This window comes from Bradyrhizobium sp. LVM 105 (assembly GCF_003957705.1).
In the GTDB taxonomy this organism is placed as follows: domain Bacteria; phylum Pseudomonadota; class Alphaproteobacteria; order Rhizobiales; family Xanthobacteraceae; genus Bradyrhizobium; species Bradyrhizobium frederickii.
This window is the reverse complement of the sequence record NZ_QZMV01000006.1, coordinates 46,616-62,228: the sequence shown is the minus strand read 5'-3', so window position 1 is coordinate 62,228 and position 15,613 is coordinate 46,616. Positions and strand designations below refer to the sequence as shown.

Annotated in this window: 15 protein-coding genes and 1 pseudogene; 9 read left to right on the top strand and 7 right to left on the bottom strand. The window is 65.2% G+C overall.

Going from position 1 to position 15,613, the window contains the following annotated elements:
- Positions 1-10 precede the first annotated feature (10 nt).
- The 3 genes from D6B98_RS18490 (at position 11) to D6B98_RS18480 (ending at position 1,997) form a co-directional block, all read left to right on the top strand.
- On the top strand, positions 11-832 hold the full coding sequence (locus tag D6B98_RS18490; RefSeq protein ID WP_164718734.1) for a tetratricopeptide repeat protein: 822 nt from the start codon (positions 11-13) through the stop codon (positions 830-832).
- A 71-nt stretch (positions 833-903) separates the two neighbouring features.
- A complete protein-coding gene (locus tag D6B98_RS18485) occupies positions 904-1,053 on the top strand; it encodes a hypothetical protein (RefSeq protein WP_007609497.1) in 150 nt (49 codons plus the stop codon).
- Between the two features lie 239 nt (positions 1,054-1,292).
- A complete protein-coding gene (locus D6B98_RS18480) occupies positions 1,293-1,997 on the top strand; it encodes a hypothetical protein (protein ID WP_126258385.1) in 705 nt (234 codons plus the stop codon).
- 15 nt (positions 1,998-2,012) lie between these two features.
- On the opposite strand, the gene D6B98_RS18475 is transcribed toward D6B98_RS18480, so the two are convergent.
- Positions 2,013-2,912, bottom strand: coding sequence for a DUF3750 domain-containing protein (locus D6B98_RS18475; protein WP_502699899.1), 900 nt, complete (start codon positions 2,910-2,912; stop codon positions 2,013-2,015).
- A gap of 273 nt (positions 2,913-3,185) precedes the next feature.
- Between D6B98_RS18475 and D6B98_RS18465 the strand changes: the two genes are divergently transcribed.
- Complete coding sequence (locus tag D6B98_RS18465; RefSeq protein ID WP_126258382.1) at positions 3,186-3,539, top strand: hypothetical protein; 354 nt, start codon at positions 3,186-3,188, stop codon at positions 3,537-3,539.
- 69 nt (positions 3,540-3,608) lie between these two features.
- A pseudogene (locus D6B98_RS18460) lies at positions 3,609-3,797 on the top strand (ABC transporter ATP-binding protein); the annotation flags it as partial.
- Positions 3,798-3,932: 135 nt separating this feature from the next.
- Here D6B98_RS18460 and D6B98_RS18455 read toward each other — a convergent pair.
- Genes D6B98_RS18455 through D6B98_RS18445 form a run of 3 tightly spaced genes read right to left on the bottom strand, consistent with a single transcriptional unit; the run spans position 3,933 to position 7,851 of the window.
- Positions 3,933-4,550, bottom strand: a complete 618-nt coding sequence (locus D6B98_RS18455) for an Isoquinoline 1-oxidoreductase subunit (RefSeq protein ID WP_126258381.1) — start codon at positions 4,548-4,550, stop codon at positions 3,933-3,935.
- Between the two features lie 8 nt (positions 4,551-4,558).
- Positions 4,559-5,083, bottom strand: coding sequence for a (2Fe-2S)-binding protein (locus tag D6B98_RS18450; protein WP_126258380.1), 525 nt, complete (start codon positions 5,081-5,083; stop codon positions 4,559-4,561).
- A complete protein-coding gene (locus D6B98_RS18445) occupies positions 5,080-7,851 on the bottom strand; it encodes a xanthine dehydrogenase family protein molybdopterin-binding subunit (protein ID WP_126258379.1) in 2,772 nt (923 codons plus the stop codon). The genes D6B98_RS18450 and D6B98_RS18445 overlap by 4 nt, the downstream gene beginning before the upstream one ends.
- Positions 7,852-8,127: 276 nt before the next feature.
- Here D6B98_RS18445 and D6B98_RS18440 point away from each other — a divergent pair, with 276 nt between their 5' ends.
- Positions 8,128-9,687, top strand: coding sequence for a multicopper oxidase family protein (locus D6B98_RS18440; RefSeq protein ID WP_205680495.1), 1,560 nt, complete (start codon positions 8,128-8,130; stop codon positions 9,685-9,687).
- A 123-nt stretch (positions 9,688-9,810) separates the two neighbouring features.
- On the top strand, positions 9,811-11,433 hold the full coding sequence (locus D6B98_RS18435) for an ABC-F family ATP-binding cassette domain-containing protein (RefSeq protein ID WP_126258377.1): 1,623 nt from the start codon (positions 9,811-9,813) through the stop codon (positions 11,431-11,433).
- A 97-nt stretch (positions 11,434-11,530) separates the two neighbouring features.
- On the opposite strand, the gene D6B98_RS18430 is transcribed toward D6B98_RS18435, so the two are convergent.
- Positions 11,531-12,514 carry a glycerophosphodiester phosphodiesterase family protein gene (locus tag D6B98_RS18430; RefSeq protein ID WP_126258376.1) on the bottom strand — a complete coding sequence of 328 codons (984 nt, stop codon included), beginning with the start codon at positions 12,512-12,514 and terminating at the stop codon, positions 11,531-11,533.
- A 148-nt stretch (positions 12,515-12,662) separates the two neighbouring features.
- Between D6B98_RS18430 and D6B98_RS18425 the strand changes: the two genes are divergently transcribed.
- Positions 12,663-13,538 (top strand): MBL fold metallo-hydrolase, encoded by an 876-nt coding sequence (locus tag D6B98_RS18425; RefSeq protein WP_126258375.1) that lies wholly within the window; start codon positions 12,663-12,665, stop codon positions 13,536-13,538.
- 140 nt (positions 13,539-13,678) lie between these two features.
- Here the strand turns inward: D6B98_RS18425 and D6B98_RS18420 are convergent, their stop codons facing one another.
- The gene (locus D6B98_RS18420; protein WP_049820148.1) at positions 13,679-13,927 is read right to left on the bottom strand and encodes a hypothetical protein; all 249 of its coding nucleotides are present in this window, start codon (positions 13,925-13,927) and stop codon (positions 13,679-13,681) included.
- A 202-nt stretch (positions 13,928-14,129) separates the two neighbouring features.
- Between D6B98_RS18420 and D6B98_RS18415 the strand changes: the two genes are divergently transcribed.
- Positions 14,130-14,591, top strand: coding sequence for a cupin domain-containing protein (locus tag D6B98_RS18415; protein ID WP_126258374.1), 462 nt, complete (start codon positions 14,130-14,132; stop codon positions 14,589-14,591).
- Between the two features lie 6 nt (positions 14,592-14,597).
- Here the strand turns inward: D6B98_RS18415 and D6B98_RS18410 are convergent, their stop codons facing one another.
- Positions 14,598-15,560, bottom strand: coding sequence for an alpha/beta hydrolase (locus D6B98_RS18410; RefSeq protein ID WP_164718702.1), 963 nt, complete (start codon positions 15,558-15,560; stop codon positions 14,598-14,600).
- Positions 15,561-15,613: the final 53 nt, after the last annotated feature.

The window sequence follows — 15,613 nt, the reverse complement described above, 5'->3', positions numbered from 1 at the left end:
CGTGGCGACCATGCGGACTTATCTCCTTGCCATGCTGTTCGCGCTCGCCGTGCCCCTGACGGCGCAGGCGCAATCGGCCGATCTCGTTCTGTGCGACCGGGTCGCCGCCGATCCCAGCGATCCCGACAAGCCGGCCGACGTGAGGGGCGTGGCGGAGATCGCGGCCTCCGACATTGCAACCGCGATCAGGTTCTGCAAGCAGGCCGCGCCATCCTCGCGGCGCGCGATGTTCGCGCTCGGCCGCGCCTATGCGGCCAACCGGCAGACCGGCGAGGCGATGGCGGCCTGGCGCAAGGCCGCCGACAAGGGATCTAGCGCGGCCATGGTCGAACTCGGCGTCGCCTACGCCACCGGCGCCGGCGTTGCCAAGGACGAGGCACAAGCGCGAAAGCTGTTCGAGAAGGCGGCGCAGGCCGGCAATCCCCGTGGCGTCAGCAATCTCGCCGCGCTCGGCGGCGCAGGTGGCGCCGCGCCGGCCGATCCCGCGCAGGCGCGCGCGCTGCTCGGCAGGGCTGCCGAGACCAACGCGGAAGCGCAGTACCAGCTCGGCCTGATGCTCTCCGATGGCACGGGTGGCGCGAAGGACGAGGTCGCGGCTCGTGCGCTGTTCGAGAAGGCGGCGGCACAAAACCATCCCGGCGCATTGGAGCGGATGGGTGCCTTCGCACAGGAAGGCCGCGGCGGGCCCAAGGACAAGGACGCCGCGAAGGCCTATTACGAGCGTGCCGCGGCGCTCGGCGACGAGGACGCCAAGAAGGCGCTGGAGCGCATTCGCTGTCCCTATGCGATCAAGGACAAGCAGGGCAAGCTCGTCACCACGCTGTGCTTCTGAGCAGAGCCAGGACCCGGCGGAACCTGGCTCGCGCATACGTCGTTGACGTCAGGACAAGACGGAGCGCGATCATGATCCGCAAACTGGCGTCGGGCGAATACCGCCTCTATTCACGCAAGGTGAATCCCAAGACTGGCAAGCGTCGCAATCTCGGCACCTTCAAGAGCCGTGCGGCGGCCGAGAAGCACGAGCGCGAGGTGCAGTATTTCAAGCGTCACTGACGCCAGATGAGCCTCGCGGCACCCAATAAACGCGAAAACAACCCCATGCACAGTAGCCAAGTCCTTGAAATCGTTGACTGCGGATTAGGCGAAATGGATGGCTGTCCAGGGCAAAGCAGGCATGACGTCCGGGAGCCGCTGAGACCCGCAACGCCCCTGCGGGCAAAAGCCCGGTGGCCGAGACGCGGCGGCAATGCTAGGTAGCCCGGAGCACTTTTCCGATTTGTGGGCTGACTGCGTTGCTGGACGGACTCTACAAGGTTGAATACGGCGTCAACGATGCGTTCGGCTGCAGCATCATGTGCCTGCATGACGGCAAGATGCTGGGCGGCAATTCGGGCTTTGCGCACCTTGGCACCTACGACGAGCGCGACGGCGAGATCGTCGCCGAGGTGATCACCGAGCGGCATAACCTCGATCCCAACTACAAGCCGCTGATGGGCGCGGACGTCGCCAGGATCGGGGCGCGAGGGCGGCTGATCGGCGATCAGATCCGCCTGCAGGGCGGCGCCGACACCATGCCGGGCGCCCATTTCTGGGCCAATCTCACCCGGCTCGACGATGGCGCGCTGCCGCCGCGCGGCACGATCGGGCAGGGCGGCATCGCCAACGGTCTCTACGGGATGAGCCTGCGCGCGCTCGACGGCGTCGATGCCGGCCTCTCCGGCGTGATGCTGCTGATCGACGGCCGCATCCTCGGCGGCGATGCGTTCTTCTATTATCTCGGCTCCTATTCTTCCGCGGACGGCCGCTGGAAGGGCGAGATGCTGAACCAGGAGCATACGCCGGCGAAGGGCGAGAATCCCGTGTTCGGCGGCTTCGAGGTCGGGATCGGCTTCTCGGGCTCCTGCACGGCCGACAGCGGCGATTTCGAGGGCATCGCGCTTGCCGGCAAGCGCAGCCTGCGGCTGGCGGCCTCGCTCAAGCTGATGCGAAGGGCGTAGGTCGAAGTCGCGCTCTTACACGCCGGGGCGAATCCCAACGCGGCCGAGGCCGGGTAGCTTGAGCGCCGGGCGCCGGATGTCGAAGCCGAGCACGGCACCGAAGAAATTGATCTCCAGGCCTTCGACCCAGCCGATCGAGAAGCCGATATATCCGGCAAGCGAAGCATAGATGCCTGTGCCGGACGCGGTTACGCCGGCCCATCTGCCGGTGTACGGGAAGTCCTTGCCGATCGCGGTCGGCGGCAGGACGGCGCGAAGCTCGGGGACGGAATCGAGTGCGGCCTGCACGAAGGTGTTCGAATTGGGACCAGGCCAGACGCTGTAATCTCCATAGGATCGAAACTTGTAGGTTTCGATCACGTCCCGGATCTTGGGGATCAGCGCCTCCGCGCGCTCTCCATCGACAGCGACAATGGTTTCCGGCGCAGCGCCGAACCATCGACCGTCGGGAGCAAAACCGTTCGTGCGGATCGGCTCGCCCCACGCCGTGTAGTCATATCGGGTGTAGGTCGCCGCATTGTTCTCTTTGACGACGATCCAGGTGTGAACGGCAAAGATGCTGCGCCATCTCACCGTTCTCGCCCCGAACACCCGTATGACCGCTTCAGGGTGATCGGAGGCGGCAGGCAGAAGGCCAGCACTCGACCGATCGGCGGTTTGCCAATTCTCGCGGCCATCGCCCAGCCAGACATATCTCGCCGCTGAGGCGGCCAGCGGTGCGAGGACGAGGAACAGAAGGATGAGCAAGGACTTCTTCAAGGGAGTGTTACGGCGGGGCGTGTGACAACCATATAATTCGCATGGAGGGCGCCGCCAGAGCTGCTCCCATGGGTTCCGGGCGAGATCGCCACCGGAGGCAAAGGCACCGCGGTCGAATTGGAGTTCGCGCATGGACATGAAGGAAGCAGAGGCCATGACGGAGGCCTCCGGGTTGACAAGCGATCACGGTGGCAAAGAGCAGACCTCTAGCCCGCGGTCGAGTTCCGGCACGAAGAGAGCTGCTTTTGGTCCGCAGCTCAACTCTCCTTCGTCGGACTCCGCAGCGCGATGGGCCGACCAACTGCGTGAGCTGACCATGAAGGCGCCGTTACGGGCATGGATCGCTCGCCGGCGCTAGGAGCGCTCGGCTGGCGATTGGGCCAAAGAAACCAGGGCGACCATGCTCTTGCTGGTGGAATGAGGACGGAGATGAAGCTTCTGGCCATCACAGTGACCATCCTGCTGGGCAGCATTTCGTTTGCCACGGCGCAAAGCTCAGGGGGCGCTTCAGGCGGTTCGTCATCTGGCAGCGGTGCGAGCGCGACTGGTTCGAGCGGTGGGGCCGGTTCGACGCTGTCGAATGCGGTGACCCTGAGTGGAACCGGCGGTTCGCAGGGCCCGAACGCATCCAATGCAAAAGGTCAGGGAACGACGGGCGACAGACTGGGCGTGACGCCTTCTGGTCAGGACGGCGGTGGATCCCGACCCAGCTATAACACGCCAGCCGCCAACATTGCCGTTCAGCAGCTTGGAAACACCGAAACCGGCATTCTCAAGAAGTGAAGGCTGCTGATGCGGGCGCAAACACTAGACGCGGCGCGGGCACAAAAGCCCCTCTGGCAGCCTTGACCCCGCTCTATGGTGGCCGAGGTGATGGACGGCGCGGGTCCGGTCAGCGAGGTCGCGGCCGAGCTGCGCGCGCTCGAGACCCGCGATGGCCGACCCTGACAAGGCCGACCAGATGGACGAGATCATCGCCCGCTACGGCGCGAGGTGCAGCACCGTTTCGAGGAGCTCGACGGCTATGCGCTCGACGGCAAGCGCAGCCTGCGGCTGGCGGCCTCGCTCAAGCTGATGCCGCGGGCGTAGGCTCACAAACTCGATTGGCCTGCGCGCACATGGGCCGTGTCCGTTCAGCATTCAAGCCGACGATTATGAGGACTTGCGCCAGCCTCATCACGGTGCCGGACAGGCCGCCCCCGCCTTCACCCAGGCCTCGACCAGCGCGCCGGCCTGTTGTTGCGTGCCCGGTACGGGCGAGCGGCCGAAGCCGGGGTGCCAGGCCCAGCCGACCAGCGTGTCTTTGCCGATGTGGTCGATCAGCTCTTCCACCTTGCGCCCGCCATTGCGCTTGGGGTCCCTGATCTGCTCGCAGATCTCGCCGGCGGTCTTGCCCTCCCAGGCCATCTCGCGCGGGGCGAGATGCCATTCGGGATGCCCGGGCATGCGGCCGGGCTCGAAATTGGCCTTCTGGTGGCAGGTGTGGCAGCGCATCGGCTCGAGCCCGTGGCCGTCAGCGCCGCGCGTGACTGGCGGCTGATGCAGGCGGGGATTGTCGCCTTGCCGCGGGCTGTCGCCGGCCGGATGGCAGTTGGTGCAGCGCGGGTGCGTCAGAACCTTTCCGAGCTCGGTGAAGATCGCCGCCGAGCGTTTTTCGACATCGGTGATGTTGGCAAAGCTGTCGGGCGAGGCCAGGGCATGGCTCGCTGTCTCGGACGCCGCGTAGCCCGCGCAAAGGCTGCTGGCGAACGCCGCGATCACGGCCATCGTCTTGAAGCGCGCGTCAGAGAACATGGCTCGTGTCACTTGGTGGCGATGAGGTAGCGGTTTGAATCGGCGAGGATCACGTCGCGCACCGCCTCGTGATATTTGATGTAGCCGGTGCAGCGGCAGAGATGGCCATCAAGGGCGTCCGCGATCGTCTGCTCCAGAGCCTCGCGCGGCACCGGCGCGCGTGCGAGACGTTCGAGCAGGACCTGTCCTTCGTTGAGGAAGCCCGCCGTGCAGTAGCCGCACTGAAACGCGAAATGATCGACGAAGGCCATTTGCAGCGCCGAGAGCTGGCCGTCCTTGGCGTGACCCTCGACGGTGCGGATCGACTTGCCGTCGAAGCTCACGGCCGGCGCGATGCAGGTCGGGCTGGTGTAGCTGGTGCCATCGGGCGCGTCGACGATGATGGCGCAGCTCAGGCATTGTGCGGCGCCGCAGCCGAACTTGGTCCCGGTCATGCCGAGCATCTCGCGCAGAAAATCGTTCATCGAGAGATCGTCGTGGACGTCCATCGGACCGTGCTTCTGGCCGTTGATGGTGAGGCTGAGGGTCGTCACGCGAGCACTCCCTTCAAAAGGCTTGAGCTGACCGGCAGCGAGCGGAAGCGATGGCCGGTGGCGTCGTGGATGGCGTTGATGAGCGCCGGCACAATCGGGATCATCACGACCTCCGCCATGCCCTTCGGTGCTTCGTCTGGCGTCTGCGGCTTTAGCATCTCGATCTCGAGATCGCGGAGCGGCAGGTCGGAGCCGCGTGCGACGAGATAGCGGCCGAGATTCCAATCGCCGCCGCCCGGCCCGCCCTCGAACGGCGGCAAATGTTCCAGAAGCGCGTAGCCGACGCCCATGGCGAAGCCGCCCTGGGCCTGGCCCATCACCACCTCGGGTACGAGTGCGGTGCCGCATTCGAACACACTGTAGGCCTTGGCGATACGCAAGGCGCCCGTCGCACGCTCGATCTCGACGCGGACGACCGTGCCGCACATCGAGGTGTAGGCGGTGCCGATCCGGTTGTTGTCGGTCGGCGGAAACTTCACGCTGGTGCGGTTGATCCGCTCGAACTTACCGTTGCCGCGGCGGATCGCAAGCGCGTCGATGTCGGCGCGGTATTGCTCGCCGAACAGCGGAAAGCGTGCTCGCGACCACGCCCAGCGCGAGAAGCTGTGCGCAACCGCACCGGTAACGAAGCCGCGTGCATGAGCTGTTGCGGCCAGTACCGGCAGCGCCAGCGGTTCGAGACCGGGCATGGTCAGCTGCCCGTTCTGCCAGCTTGCGGCGTCCCGTTGGCGCGCGCGCGGATCAGTCCTTGCGATGCGCCACAGCTCAAGCGCTGCCGGCCACAGGCCGAAGCGGAAAATGACGCGAGCGGCTTCCGCGGAGGAATGCGTGCCGACATGCGCGCCGATCGAGGAGCTAGTCGGCGAGCTGATCGCGGGCACCCAGCGCGGATTTTTCTCCGCGGCATCCTGGGTTTTCTGGTCCATGGTGGAGGGATCGCCGGACGTGACCAGCCCGAGTACGTCATAGCTATCGACGCGGGCGACCGAGACCTCATCGGCGATGACGCCGAGATGGCTTGCGACCCGGTTGGCCAGCGCCGTCCCGATGCCGTTGCCCATCTCGACATGATCGCAATAGATTGCGATCTTGCCGTCGGGGGAAAGCTCCACGCGTCCGAGCGAACCGTCCGCGCCGGAGCCATAGTCTTTCGTCACGCAGGCAACGCCGGTGCCGACCAGCCGATCCGACGACGTCTGCTTGAATTGTGCCCGCTGCTGCCAGATCGGATGCTTCTCGAGCTTGTCGAGGATTTCGGGCGTGCGCACCGAGACGATGTAGGGATTGCCAGTCATGGTCCGACCGTTCTGGGGCAGCGCATTGCGCCGCCGGAATTCGATCGGATCGCGCTTGAGCTCGGACGCCGCCTCGTCGATCAGGACCTCCAGCGCCGTCATGGCTTGCAGGATGCCGTAGCCACGCATCGAGCCCGCGCTCACGCCGCGCGAGTGCACCGCGACGGTCCTGACGTCGACCTTCGGAATGTCGTAGATGCCGATCGCGCCGGTGCCCGCGACAACGGCGACGCTGGCCGAGAAATGGGCGAGCCCGCCGCCGTCGAGCACGTGATCGGCGGCGAACGCTTTGATCTTGCCGGTCGCGCGATCGATGCCGATGCGCGAGCGCATCTTGATCGAGTGGCGCTTGATGCCGCCCTGAAACTGCTGGTAGCGGTCATGCGCCAGCCGCACGGGCCTACCGGCAAAGCAGACCGCCGCGAGCGCAACATAGAGAATGAAAGGCGTGTGATCGCGGCCACCAAAACCGCCGCCAACATGGGCGAACTGCGCGTTGATGTGCGCCGGCTTGTAGGGCGCGCGGGCCTTGCCAAACAGATGCGCGATCGACTCCGCCGCCTCGTAGGGCGACTGGACGCCAAGCAGCAGTTCGAGATTGCCGCCCTTGCCGTCGTACCAGGCGAGCCCGCATTCCGGCTCCAGGAACATCGGGTCGACCGATTGCGTCTCGAACTCGCGGTCGAGCACCAGCAGCGAGGCGTCGTCTGCGGCGAGCTCGGCGCGGATCTGCTCGCCATGTTTCGCCGCCTTGGCGTAATCCGCCGGCATTTCCTTCGCGAGGGGTGACCACACCGGCAGCGCCGCGCTCTGCACCTTCTTGGGCGAGACCCAGCCCGCCTGGAGCGGGGAATAGACATCCGGCTTGTCAGGCGAAGGACCTGCCACGCGGGTGAAGCGGAAGGCCCCATAATCGGGCACGACGACGGGCCCGGTCTCCTCGCCGAATTGGACGAACGTGCCCTCCCGCAGCACGAGACGCGCCTGGTCGAAGGCGTCGAACTTTTCGAAGATCAAAAGCGCGACCGGCTGGCCGAGATAGAGCGGCGTCTTGCCGACCGGACAGAACAGGTCGCCCGCATAGAATTCCGGCACCTGCGTCCCGATCCGGTCGAGATCAGCGGCAGTCACCACCACCGACGGCTTGAGTGCGCCGCCAAGGCGCGCGAGATCCATGCCGGTATAGACGTGCGTGGCGTCGTTGGCGCGGATCAGGATAGCGTGCGAGGTGGCCTGCGGCCAGCCAGCGAGATCGTTGGCCCGGAAGTCGGAGGCGTAAAGCTTCGCGCCCGTGACCTTGGCGACGGCGTCGACACGGCCGGCGCCCTTTGTCGCGGGATTGAACTTGCCGCGTCCGGGCAGCGTCTCGTGGGCTGCGAAGGGAGCTGTCGTCGCCGAAGCAAGATGCGACAGACTGACCGAGATGCCTCCCGCCGACAACCACTTCACGAACTCCCGTCGCGAAGGCTCCATGATGAGATCCTTGTACAGAGTTTCGAGGACATCACGATGCCGACGGCATCGATGCCCGGTAGGTCCGCGCCAATGCTAGCTCGAATCCATCGTGATTCGTCATGCGACGATAAAGAGGGGCATGGCGTTTACAACCGGTGCATGCAACGCGATTTCCGGATGGAATTGTCCTTTCGCGCTTGCTCTAGGATCGAATCAAACTGAAGACGGATCGGTAACGGGAGCGAAACTCAAATGCAGCACGATCCGAACGACGTCTCTCCAGTCAGAGTGGATATGACAAAGCTCTCGCGGCGCCAATTGCTCGATTACGGTCTCAAGGCGGGCGCGATGTCGCTGGTCGCAGGCAGCGCGAAGGCCCAGCATGCCGCGCACGACCATGCGAGGATGTCCCACACCGCGGACATGTCGCCGACGATGGGGATGGTTCCGGAAACCCCGGTTCCCGCCATGGATCAGCCGCTGCTCGAGCCCGAGGTGCGGCGGTCCGTCAATGGCCTGCTGAGCACGACCCTGCGTGTTGGCTACGCCTATCGCCAGATCGGCGGCGTCAGGCTCTATGTCAGGTCCTATGAAGGCGGCAGCCCCGGGCCGACGCTGCGCATGAAGCCCGGCGAGACCCTGCGCATCAAGATGATCAACGACCTGCCGCCGAACCGCGATGGAATGCCGGCCGACATCAGCCATCCGCACCAGTTCAACAACACCAATTTCCATTTCCACGGCGCGCATACCAGCCCGAGCGGGATTTCCGACAATGTCATGCGCTCTATGGCACCGGGCCGCAGCTACAACATCGAGATCACCCTGCCGGCCGACCACACTAGGGGCACCTACTGGTATCACCCGCATCACCACGGCAGCGCCGACATTCAGATCTCCTCCGGCATGGTCGGTGCCGTCGTCATCGAGGGCGATTTCGCCGACGTTCCCGAGATCGCGACAGCCCGCGAACGCCTCATGGTGCTCACCCAGGTGGTCTACGACGCCCACGGCATGGTCGAGAATTTCGAGACGCTGTTTCCCGAGACCGCGACGCGCTTTCTCGCTATCAACGGCCAGCGCCGGCCAATGATCGACATGCGACCCGGCGAGGTACAGCGGTGGCGCATCCTCAATGCCGCTTATCAGGACGACATGCTGCTCGACCTGGAAAAGCACGATCTGCATGCGATCGCCTATGACGGCATCCAGCTCGGCGCCATGCAGCCGCTCAAACAGGTCCTGATCGCGCCCGGCCAGCGCGCGGACATTCTGGTGAAGGCAGGCGGCCCCGGCACCTACGCCTTTAACGCCGCGCCCTACGACCAGGGCCATCCTTCGCCCGTCGGGCCGCTAGGGCGGGTCGTGGTGTCAGGTGCGCCGATCGACATGAAGCTGCCACGCGCCCTGCCGCCGGCGCCGCTTGCCACGATCAAGGATTCCGAAATCACCAACCGTCGCAAGGTGACTTTGTCGGCAACCGCGCCGGAGGCCGATGCCGCCGGCCATTGGCAGGAGTTCGAGTTCTTCGTCGACGGCAAGAAGTTCGATCCCGGCCGCATCGATCAGCGGGTCAAGCTGGGCGCGGTCGAAGAATGGACCATCGTCAATACGCATGAGCATGACGACCACGTCTTCCACATCCACACCAATCCGTTCCAGGTAGTCTCGGTCAACGGCAAGGCGCTGGCCGTGCCGGAATGGCGGGATTCCGTGATCGTGGAGCGCAAGGGCGGCCAGGTCGTGTTCCGCTCGCGCTTCATCGATTTCACCGGTGTCTACATGCTCCACTGCCACATGATGAACCATGAGGAGATGGGCATGATGCAGACGGTGGAGGTCTACAAGCCCTAAGTTGCGGGTCGAACTGCGCGAATTTGGCTGCGGAACAGGGGTGACCCGTACCGCGCCGGGCTTCCCCTCGGGGCCCGCATGGCCTATGACGCTGCAACGCAAAAATCCCCCTCAAATGACCCCATGATCCGCCTCGACAACGTCAGCAAGCAAGCCGGCCACCAGATCCTGTTCATTGAAGCCTCCGCCGCCCTCAACAAGGGCGAGAAGATCGGGCTCGTCGGCCCCAACGGCGCCGGCAAGAGCACGCTGTTCCGGATGATCGCCGGCCAGGACCTGCCCGACGAGGGCCAGGTCTCGATCGATCGCGGCATCACCATCGGCTATTTCAACCAGGACGTCGGCGAGATGTCTGGCCGCAGCGCGGTGGCCGAGGTGATGGACGGCGCGGGTCCGGTCAGCGAGGTCGCGGCCGAGCTGCGCGCGCTCGAGACCGCGATGGCCGACCCTGACAAGGCCGACCAGATGGACGAGATCATCGCCCGCTACGGCGAGGTGCAGCACCGTTTCGAGGAGCTCGACGGCTATGCACTCGACGGCCGCGCGCGCGAGGCGCTGGCGGGCCTCGGCTTCAGCCAGGAGATGATGGACGGCGACGTCGGAAAACTCTCCGGCGGCTGGAAGATGCGCGTGGCGCTGGCGCGCATCCTCTTGATGCGTCCCGACGTCATGCTGCTCGACGAGCCGAGCAACCATCTCGACCTCGAAAGCCTGATCTGGCTGGAAAAATTCCTGCACGATTACGAAGGCGCGCTGCTGATGACCTCGCACGACCGAGAGTTCATCAACCGCGTGATCTCGAAGGTGATCGAGATCGATTCAGGCTCGCTCACCACCTACACCGGCAACTACGAGTTCTACGAGCAGCAGCGCGCGCTGAACGAGAAGCAGCAGCAGGCACAGTTTGAGCGCCAGCAGGCGATGCTCGCCAAGGAGATCAAGTTCATCGAGCGCTTCAAGGCGCGCGCCTCGCATGCGGCGCAGGTGCAGAGCCGGGTGAAGAAGCTCGACAAGATCGAGCGGGTCGAGCCGCCGCGGCGCCGCCAGAGCGTGGCGTTCGACTTCCCGCCGGCGCCGCGCTCGGGCGAGGACGTCGTCGCGCTCAAGAGCGTGCACAAGGGATACGGCAGCAAGCGGATCTATGACGGGCTGGATTTCATGATCCGCCGCAGGGAGCGCTGGTGCGTGATGGGCGTCAACGGCGCCGGCAAGTCGACGCTGCTCAAGCTGGTCGCGGGCGCGAGCGAGCCGGACCAGGGCACCGTGGCGCTCGGGGGCAGCGTCAAGATGGGCTATTTCGCCCAGCACGCGATGGACCTGCTCGACGGCGAGCGCACCGTGTTCCAGTCGCTGGAAGATGCGTTTCCGACCGCGGGGCAGGGATCCTTGCGCGCGCTTGCCGGCTGCTTCGGCTTCTCCGGCGACGACGTCGAGAAGCGCTGCCGGGTGCTGTCGGGAGGCGAGAAGGCGCGTCTCGTCATGGCCAAGATGCTGTTCGATCCGCCGAACTTCCTGGTGCTGGACGAGCCGACCAACCATCTCGACCTCGCCACCAAGGAGATGCTGATCAATGCGCTGTCGGATTTCGAGGGCACCATGCTGTTCGTCTCGCACGACCGGCATTTCCTCAGCGTCCTGTCGAACCGCGTGCTGGAGCTGACGCCGGAGGGCATTCACCAGTTCGGCGGCGGCTACACCGAATATGTCGCGCGCACCGGGCAGGAGGCGCCGGGGTTACGGAGCTAAAGCATGATCCGGAAAAATGCGCAGCGGTTTTCCGGAAAGATCATGCCAAGAGGATAACGTAGAGCGCGATGACGATTCTTCCTCATCTCATCGCGCTTTAGTCTTTGCTCTTGCCCGCGAGCTTGGCGACGGTCTCGATCTCGTTGGTCCAGACGCCGCCGGAATAGCCTTGCGGGAGCCGGGCGAACAATTCGGGCGTATCGATGCCGGTGGAGAATTCGCCGCCGCTGTAGGGGCCGAGCACGAAGACCGCGCTGTTGACATCGGTCATCCGATTGAGAAAGCGGTTGGGCCAGCCCCATAGCCAGGGGCCGACGTTGACTGGGACCAGCACCATCGCGTTGCGGCAGGCCGGCGGGACGAGGCCGGTCCAGCCATAGCCGATATAGCGGATCAGGCAGCTTCGGATCGCCGCGCGCGAAATGGTGCGCACATCAGGGGTGCGGCGACGGATCATCTCGATCGGCTCGTCACCGCCATAGACCATGATGGTCCGCCGTCGCTCGGCCGGCAACGCGTTCAGCACGACGGCGAGTCTCTCGCCTTCGCGCGCCTCACGGCTCTTCACATTGATAAGAAGTCCCTTCTCAGGAAAGCTGGCAAACACCTCCGACAGCGTGGGCATCATCCCGATCCCCTTGCCGCGAAACGGGAATGTCTTGCCGCCGTCAGCGGTGTAGCCGTAGCCGATGTCGAGCATTTTCAGCTTCGCCATGCTCTGCTCGCGCGTGACACCCTGGCCGTCGGTGCGGCAGTCGAGCGTCCAGTCGTGGAATACGGCGAACTGGCCATCGGTCGTCGGGTGCACGTCGAGCTCGACCATGTCGGCGCCGGCCTCGAAGCTCGCGCGCATGGAGGGCAGGGTGTTCTCCAGATAATCGTGCGTCGGCGGCAACATCCGTGTGGCGGTGCAGGTGTCGCTCTTCACGTCGCGCTCATCGAAGCGTTGCGCCATGCCGCGATGGGCGAGCAGGACCGGCTTGCCGCTGGGATGCGGCGTCAGGAGATTGGTGTTGTTGACGTAGACGCCAGCCGCGACGGCAATCAGGGCCAGCGCGGCGAGTTTGAGTTTTCTTCCCACGCGATTTTTCCAATTTTGCGATCACCGTCAACCGAGTTTGAGGTCGATTTGCGGCGGTCGTCGCGCATGAGCGCGGTGCGCGTTGCATGGCTTGAATGGTCCCATGCCGGCCGCTACGTTTCCCTCAAAAAGAGGGAGCGAAACAGCAATGCGGCAGCTCAGGATCGGGGACATCACCATCGATGCGGTGATCGAGCGGGAGGGGCCGTGGCGGCGGCCGCAGGATTTCTTCCCGACCTATGACGAGGGCGTGTTCAAGCGCCATCTGCCGACGATGGAGCCGGAGGTGTTCGACGCCGCGCGCGGCATGATGGTGATCACCTATCAGACCTTTGTGGTGCGCACGCCGCGCTACACCATTCTGGTCGATACCTGCACCGGCGAGGACAAGGGTCATCCGCCGCCGTTCGATTTTCCCGGCAAGGAGCGCTGGCGCAACGAATTGTTCGGGCTCGGCATCTCCTTCGAGCAGATCGACTACGTGTTCTGCACGCATCTGCACATCGATCACACCGGCTGGAATACGATCTTGCGCGACGGCCGCTGGGTGCCGACGTTTCCGAACGCGAAGTATGTCTTCCACAAGGGGGAATACGCGGCCTGGGAGGCCGAGCATGCCAAGGGCAATAATCCGCCGGGCACGGTCTTCCGCGACAATTGCCTGCCGATCGTCGAGGCCGGGCAGGCGCTGCTCGTCGATGATGACTACGCGCTCGACGATACCGTGACGCTGACGCCGACGCCGGGGCATTCGCCCTGCCATTGCTGCGTCAACATCTTCTCCAAAGGCCAGCGCGCGGTGGTCGCGGGCGACCTCATGCATCACCAGATCCAGTGCCGCGAGCCGGATTGGTCGGCGCGGCCCGATTGGGATCCGAAGCAGTCGGCGCTGTCGCGGCGAAAGTTCTTCGCGTCGGTTGCCGATACCGACACGCTGATTCTGCCGGTCCATTTTCCGGCACCGACGGTCGGATGGATCAAGCCGCTGGGCGATGCGTTCGATTATCGGTTCAGGCGGGATTAACTCCCTCCGTCATGGCCGGGCTTGTCCCGGCCATCCCCGATTGTTCGCGCGGCACGAAGAATGTGGATGCCCGGGACAAGCCCGGGCATGACGAGTTCGTGGAGCGATTGTTCGCCAAAGAAGCAGCCAATTTCCTGCGCTTACGCGCCGGTCTCGCACTTCTTCATGAAGCTGTTCTTGGCGGCGCCGGCGAGCGGCTTGCCGTCGGCGCTGACCGCCTTGGGCGCGCAGGCATCGGCCTTGCATTTCTTCAGGAACGACGTTTTGGCGGCGCCGGCGAGCGGCTTGCCGTCCTTGCCGACCGCCTTGCTCTCGCAGGTTTCTTGTGCGAAGGCCGAGCCTGCCGCAAAGGTGGCAACGATCGCAGCCAGGAAAATCCGCTTCATCATGGGTGTCTCCGTCAGCCAGAAATGGCGTGGAGATTGGAGCCGGGAATCGTGGCGCAATCAAGCTGGATGACGGTCTGTCGTCCGGTCTATCAGGCGATTTCTGCCGCGCGCGTTCGGACGGCCCGCAGCCTGTTGCACTGCTCGCTGACCCCGGCGCGCAATCCTGCTAGGCTTGGTCAGCCGAGCTGGATGGAGCATCGTGATGGACGCCGTGATCCCGAAACACCCGGAGGCCGCCGATCGGCATTCTCACCTGGTTCGGCCTCAAGACATGGAATGGCAGAGAACCCGCTTTCCGGGGTGCGAGGCCAAGACGCTGCTGTTCGACCGGCGCACGGGCCTGATGACGGCCTTGATGCGGTTTGCGCCGGGATCGGTGCTGCCCGATCACGAGCATGTCGGCATCGAGCAGAGCTGGGTGATCGAGGGTGCGCTCGTCGACAAGGAGGGGCCCGCCCAGGGCATCGCCTGCAAGGCCGGCGAATTCATCTGGCGCGAGGCGGGCAGCCGGCATGCCGCGTGGTGTCCGGACGGCGCCTTGATCCTCGCGATCTTCCAGGTGCCGAACAAGTTCTTCGAAGCCGACGGCCGCGTCGTCGACGCCGCCGGTCAGGATTGGGACGAAATGTGGGGGCACACCGCGCAGCAGGCGCGGAGCGCCTGACGCAGCCTACGCGCCGCGCATCAGCAGCGCCTTGAAGTCGGCCCGGGCGGCTTGTGCCTCGGCGCGCGCGACGTCCGAGGCATCGCCCATGCCGAAATAGCCGTGGATCAGTCCGGGGCCTTCATGATGCTTGACCCGCACGCCGGCCGCTTCCAGCGCGCGCGCATAGGCCGCGCCCTCGTCGCGCAGGGGATCGAACCAGGCGGTGGTCACCACCGCAGGGGCGACACCGGCGAGGGATGTTGCGCGCAGCGGCGAGACACGCCAGTCGGAAGCATGGCCGGGATCGGCAAGATAATGGCCGCAAAACCATTCCATCGTGGCACGCGTCAGGAAGTAACCCTCGGCATTCTCGGCGCGCGAGGGATAGCGCGCATTCTCGCGCGCATCGGCGTAGCCGCCGAGGACGTCGGTGACGGGATAGACCAGCAATTGCGCGGCGAGCTTGATGCCGGCGTCGCGGCAGGCGATTGCGGTGGTCGCGGCGAGATTGCCGCCGGCGCTGTCGCCGGCAACGCCGAGGCGTTTTGCATCGCCGCCAACTTCCGCGACGCGGTTGAAGACGTCACTCACTGCGGCGAAGGCATCCTCGAACGCGCCGGGAAAGCGCGTTTCCGGCGGGCGCCGATAGTCGACGGAGACAACGACGGCGCCGGTCTCGATCGCAAGGTTGCGCGCCTGGCGGTCGTGGGTCTCGAGGTCGCCCGCGACCCAGCCACCGCCGTGGAAGAACACCACGGTCGGCGCCGGCGTGGTGCCGACCCGGTAGACCCGCGCCGGAAGCGGGCCGGCGCCGCCTTTGACCTTGATGTCCACGACGCTATCCACGGCCGGAGGCGGGATGGCGGCGCGCGAGGCAGCCAGTGCGCGCAAGGAATCGCGGGCGCTCTGTGGCGTCATGACCGTGGGATCGCGCATCGGCATGAGCGGAATAATCTCGGCGATGACGGGATCGAGTGGCGCGGCCATGGCGGCTCCTCCAGGGTTCTTGGTCTTGCTTGCGGGTAGCATAGATTTTGCGC

What these genes read in the sequence shown, in the direction of transcription:
- D6B98_RS18490 (WP_164718734.1), top strand. Translation starts at nt 11, where the DNA reads ATGCGGACTTATCTCCTTGCCATGCTGTTCGCGCTCGCCGTGCCCCTG.
- D6B98_RS18485 (WP_007609497.1), top strand. Translation starts at nt 904, where the DNA reads ATGATCCGCAAACTGGCGTCGGGCGAATACCGCCTCTATTCACGCAAG.
- D6B98_RS18475 (WP_502699899.1), bottom strand. Translation starts at nt 2,912, where the DNA reads ATGGCCTCTGCTTCCTTCATGTCCATGCGCGAACTCCAATTCGACCGC.
- D6B98_RS18465 (WP_126258382.1), top strand. Translation starts at nt 3,186, where the DNA reads ATGAAGCTTCTGGCCATCACAGTGACCATCCTGCTGGGCAGCATTTCG.
- D6B98_RS18455 (WP_126258381.1), bottom strand. Translation starts at nt 4,550, where the DNA reads ATGTTCTCTGACGCGCGCTTCAAGACGATGGCCGTGATCGCGGCGTTC.
- D6B98_RS18445 (WP_126258379.1), bottom strand. Translation starts at nt 7,851, where the DNA reads ATGGAGCCTTCGCGACGGGAGTTCGTGAAGTGGTTGTCGGCGGGAGGC.
- D6B98_RS18440 (WP_205680495.1), top strand. Translation starts at nt 8,128, where the DNA reads ATGACAAAGCTCTCGCGGCGCCAATTGCTCGATTACGGTCTCAAGGCG.
- D6B98_RS18435 (WP_126258377.1), top strand. Translation starts at nt 9,811, where the DNA reads ATGATCCGCCTCGACAACGTCAGCAAGCAAGCCGGCCACCAGATCCTG.
- D6B98_RS18425 (WP_126258375.1), top strand. Translation starts at nt 12,663, where the DNA reads ATGCGGCAGCTCAGGATCGGGGACATCACCATCGATGCGGTGATCGAG.
- D6B98_RS18420 (WP_049820148.1), bottom strand. Translation starts at nt 13,927, where the DNA reads ATGATGAAGCGGATTTTCCTGGCTGCGATCGTTGCCACCTTTGCGGCA.
- D6B98_RS18415 (WP_126258374.1), top strand. Translation starts at nt 14,130, where the DNA reads ATGGACGCCGTGATCCCGAAACACCCGGAGGCCGCCGATCGGCATTCT.
- D6B98_RS18410 (WP_164718702.1), bottom strand. Translation starts at nt 15,560, where the DNA reads ATGGCCGCGCCACTCGATCCCGTCATCGCCGAGATTATTCCGCTCATG.